This is a genomic window from Micromonospora globispora (genome assembly GCF_003857015.1).
Classification (GTDB): domain Bacteria; phylum Actinomycetota; class Actinomycetes; order Mycobacteriales; family Micromonosporaceae; genus Micromonospora; species Micromonospora globispora.
The window spans coordinates 1-3997 of the sequence record NZ_QGGF01000216.1 but is presented as its reverse complement, the minus strand read 5'-3'; the positions used below and the strand labels follow the sequence as shown (position 1 = coordinate 3997).

Here is a 3997-nt window from a genome sequence, read left to right as displayed (position 1 = left end):
GGCGCCGCGCGGGTACCGCCTGCCCGATGCCGAACGGCACCAGGTCCGCGCCGCGTACGAGCTGCGGGAGCGGCAGTTGGCCCGCGCCCTGGCCACGGCCGCCCGGCAGCCCGGTGACGCGGCGGAGAACCTCGTCGGGCAGCTCGAGCAGCGGATGGACGCGCTGGTGCACCGCGCCGGCTTCGCCCGCTCCGTCGACGAGGCCCGCGACCTCATCGGCCACAACACGTTCACCGTGGACGGCGGCAAGGTCAACTGGTCCTCGTACCTGGTCCGTCCCGGGCAGACCATCGAGGTACGACCGGACCGGCGCTGCCGGGCCCCGGTCGCGGTCGCGGTCGCCGACCACGCCGACGGCGACGCCCCGCCGTACCTGGAGGTCCGGTCGGACCGGTTCACCGCGACGCTGGCCCGGGAGCCGCAGCAGCAGGAGGTGCCGGCGCTGCGGGACGTGTCGCTCGCCGTCCAGTCACCAGAGGGGAGCCCGCGATGAGCATTCTGCCGTCCGATCGACGCGTGTCCAACTACGAGCGGCAGACCGGCCGCCCGAGGCTCACGCCCCGGCAGCGACGGCGCGTCGACCACAAGGAGGCGAAGTTGCAGCGGCTGACCGGGCAGCGCCCACAGGCCCGGGGGCCTGGACGTTGAGCCTGCGGTGGCGGTCGCCGTTCGGCGGCCGCCACCGCGTTGTCAGCCCGGCCCGTCCGGCGCGGTGATCGCCCAGCGTTCGTGGTCGCGCCAGGCCCCGTCGATGAAGAGGTAGTCCGGCGAGAAACCCTCGAGCCGGAAGCCGAGCCGGCGCGCCACCCGCTTCGACGGCTCGTTGCCGGGCTGGATGTTGGCCTCCAGCCGGTGCAGCCCCAGCGCGGTGAAGGCATGCTCGATGACGAGCCGGATGCCGGCCGACGCGTGCCCGGTGCCGCTGTACGGCAGGAAGGCGGCGTAGCCGAGGTAGCCGCCGCGCAGCGCGCCCATGACGATGCCGCTGATGTTCGCGTACCCGGCGATCTCCCCGGTAGCCAGGTCGCAGAACAGGTAGCCAGCGCCGTCCCGGCGCCGCACCTTGCGCAGGTACGCGGCGTACGCCTCCGGGTCGTCGGGGGCGGCTAGCCAGGGGTGGTGCAGGTCCCGGCTGCGCCGGGCGGCGGCGATGAACTCGGCCTCGTCGGCGGGGCGGGGTCGACGGATGCCGACCCGCCCGCCGGTACGCAGGTATCTCACGTCGGCCCACTCTCGGTCACCGGCCGGCCGATGTGCAACCGGGGTCGCGCGCGGCACGGTCAACGCCTACGGTGGCATCGACGACGGGAGGTCGATCATGGGTATGGCTCTTCTCGGCACGGTGCTGGTCTCCGCTTCGCCGCTCGGGACCACGGTGTCCTGACCTGAGCCATGCGGCGTCCCCCGCCGCCCGGCCCACCCGCCGGTCCGTCGATCCCTCCATCACCGGCCCCGCCGGTGTGAGTGGGGTGCTCCGCTCGACACCGTCCCTCGCCGCGAAGCGATCAGGTGACCCGCCTCCGCGCGGGTCTTCCGTCCTGGCGTGACAACGCCACCACATCGCTTCCGAGGGAGTTCCTCGTGTTTCCGGACAACCCGTCCGGGCGCCTCGTCGCGCCCGGACGTCTCACCCCTGCGCGGTGGTCGGCATGACCGCCACCATCCCCGCCGGCCGACTCGGCCCCGACTTCCGCCGCCTCTGGATCGCCAACGCGGTGTCCAACCTCGGCGACGGCGTGACCATGGTCGCCGGGCCGCTGCTGGTCGCCTCGCTCACCCAGGACCCGGCCGCGCTCGCCGCGGCGGTGCTCGCCCAACAGCTGCCCTGGCTGCTCTTCGCCCTGGTCAGCGGCGCGCTGGTGGACCGGCTCGACCGACGCCGCCTGATCATCGGCGTGAACCTGGGCCGGGGGCTGGTGCTCGCCGCGCTCGCCGCCACGGTGGTCACCGGAGTGGTCACCGTGCCGCTGATCTGCCTGGCGTTCTTCCTCACCGGGGTCGGCGAGACCCTCGCGGACCCCGCCTCCGGGGCGCTGCTGCCCTCGCTGGTGCCGCCGGACCGGCTGGAGCAGGCCAACGGCCGGCTCTTCGCCACCTTCGTCGTCGGTAACCAGTTCGCGGCGAAGCCGCTGGGGGCGTACCTCTTCGTCCTCGCCGCGGCGGTGCCGTTCGCGGTCGACGCGGCCACCTTCGGGCTGGCCGCGCTGCTGCTGGCCCTGCTGCGATGGCGTCCGGTCCCACCGGCGATGCCGGAACCGGCCGCCGCCGAACCGCCGCGTTCGCTGCGGGCCGACATGGCCGCCGGGGTACGCGCCCTCTGGGGCATCCCGGTGCTGCGCACCCTCGCCGTCTGCATCGCGGTGATGAACGTGGCGTTCTGCGCCGCGTTCGCGGCGTTCGTGCTCTACGCCCGGCAGCGCCTCGGCCTCGCCGAGGTCGGCTACGGCCTGCTGCTCACCGCCTCGGCGGTCGGCGGGCTGGCCGGCACCGCGCTGGCGCCCCGGCTGCGTACGAGGTTCGGCACCCCGGCACTGCTCCGGGCCGGGCTGCTCATCGAGGTCGGGTTGCAGGTCGTCCTCGCCACCACCCGGCAGCCCTGGGTGGCCGGCGCGGCGCTCGCCGTCTGGGGCGTGCACACCATGGTCTGGGGTGTCCTGGTGGTGTCGCTGCGACAACGGCTCGTGCCGGACCGGCTGCGCGGCCGGGTGAACAGCGTCTACGCCCTGGCCGATCTCGGCGGCGCGGCCGTCGGCACGGCGGTCGGGGGGCTGATCGCCGAGGCGACGGGAAGCATCATCGCGCCGTTCTGGCTGGCCGGCGCCGCGTTGGCGCTGCTCGCGGCACTGGTCTGGCGACGGATGAGCGCCACCGCGGGTTGAGCGCCACCGCCGGTGGGGAGGCGACCCGACCCCCCACCGGCGGCCCGCCGGTGTCCCCGGCACCACTGAACCGCCGCCTACCGGTCGACTGGCCGTCATGTCGGCGTCGCCGGCCCGACGACCGCCTCCACCAGCGTGAGGTCAGCGCCGGAGAGGCCGGCCGACCAGCGGAGGACCAGCAGTGGGATACGACGACGGGACGCCCGTGCCGCGCCGCGGCCGGGTCGTCATGCTCGTCGACAACCGGGTCGAGGGCGACTCGCGGGTGCAGAAGATCGCCCGCTCCGCCGCCGAGGCCGGGTGGGACGTGACGCTGCTCGGGCGGTCGCCGGACGACCTGGAACGCCGCTGGCAGCTCGGCGACGCCGAGGTCCGGCTGCTGCCGATGCCCGACCCGCTGGACCGCCGCCGGCACGAGTTCCGCCGCTCCTGGCTGCGCTGGCCGCTGGCGTACCGGCCGGGTGGCATCGCCGAGCACCGGGCGCAGTGGGTCCGGGCCTGGCAGGCCGACCTGGCCGTACGCGTCGCGCTGCTGGAGCAGCGGGCCGGGAAGCTCTCCCCCGCCCGGCTCCGCCGGGCCCGCCGCGCCCTGCGACGACGGGAGACCGCGGCCGGGCTACTCGGCCGCTGGGTGTGGCTGCGGACGAAGATGATGCACCGGGTCCGCAGCGGCCGGAAGTTCCGCAACCCGTGGGACCGGGCGTACACGCTCTTCTGGCAGGCCCTGCGCGGTGACCGCGCCTGGCGGCGGCTGGAGCCGGGGCTCTGGGACTACGAGCTGGCCTACGGGCCGGAGATCGACCGGCTGCGCCCCGACCTCGTCCACGCGCACGACTTCCGGATGCTCGGCGTCGGCGCCCGCGCCAAGATCCGTGCCGCCGCTCAGGGGCGGCGGATCGCCCTGGTCTGGGACGCGCACGAGTTCCTGCCCGGCATCAGGCCGTGGCGCGACCACGCCCGCTGGCTGCCCGCGCACCGCGCCCACGAGCGGGAGTACGCGCCGTTCGCCGACGCGGTGCTCACCGTCTCGCCAGAGCTGGCCGACCTGCTGCGCCGCGGGCACCGGCTGCCCGAGCCGCCCGCCGTGCTGCTCAACGCGCCCGCGGCGGAGCACCGGC

Annotated in this window: 5 protein-coding genes; 4 read left to right on the top strand and 1 reads right to left on the bottom strand. The window is 75.2% G+C overall.

Annotated features, from left to right (window positions below; all coding sequences use genetic code 11):
• A partial coding sequence (gene rpsD / locus DKL51_RS08885; RefSeq protein ID WP_124811947.1) for a 30S ribosomal protein S4 occupies positions 1–493 on the top strand: 493 nt, incomplete at its 5' end.
• The gene (locus tag DKL51_RS34825; RefSeq protein ID WP_165823141.1) at positions 490–648 is read left to right on the top strand and encodes a hypothetical protein; all 159 of its coding nucleotides are present in this window, start codon (positions 490–492) and stop codon (positions 646–648) included. The genes rpsD and DKL51_RS34825, both read left to right, overlap by 4 nt.
• 42 nt (positions 649–690) lie before the next feature.
• Here DKL51_RS34825 and DKL51_RS08880 read toward each other — a convergent pair whose 3' ends face one another.
• Entirely contained in the window at positions 691–1221 is a 531-nt protein-coding gene (locus DKL51_RS08880) for a GNAT family N-acetyltransferase (RefSeq protein WP_124811946.1), read from the bottom strand.
• Between the two features lie 428 nt (positions 1222–1649).
• On the opposite strand from DKL51_RS08880, the gene DKL51_RS08875 reads away from it, so the two are divergent.
• Together DKL51_RS08875 and DKL51_RS08870 are read left to right on the top strand one after the other, a co-directional pair.
• The gene (locus DKL51_RS08875; RefSeq protein WP_124811945.1) at positions 1650–2879 is read left to right on the top strand and encodes an MFS transporter; all 1230 of its coding nucleotides are present in this window, start codon (positions 1650–1652) and stop codon (positions 2877–2879) included.
• Positions 2880–3108: 229 nt separating this feature from the next.
• A partial coding sequence (locus DKL51_RS08870) for a glycosyltransferase family 4 protein (RefSeq protein ID WP_148097755.1) occupies positions 3109–3997 on the top strand: 889 nt, incomplete at its 3' end.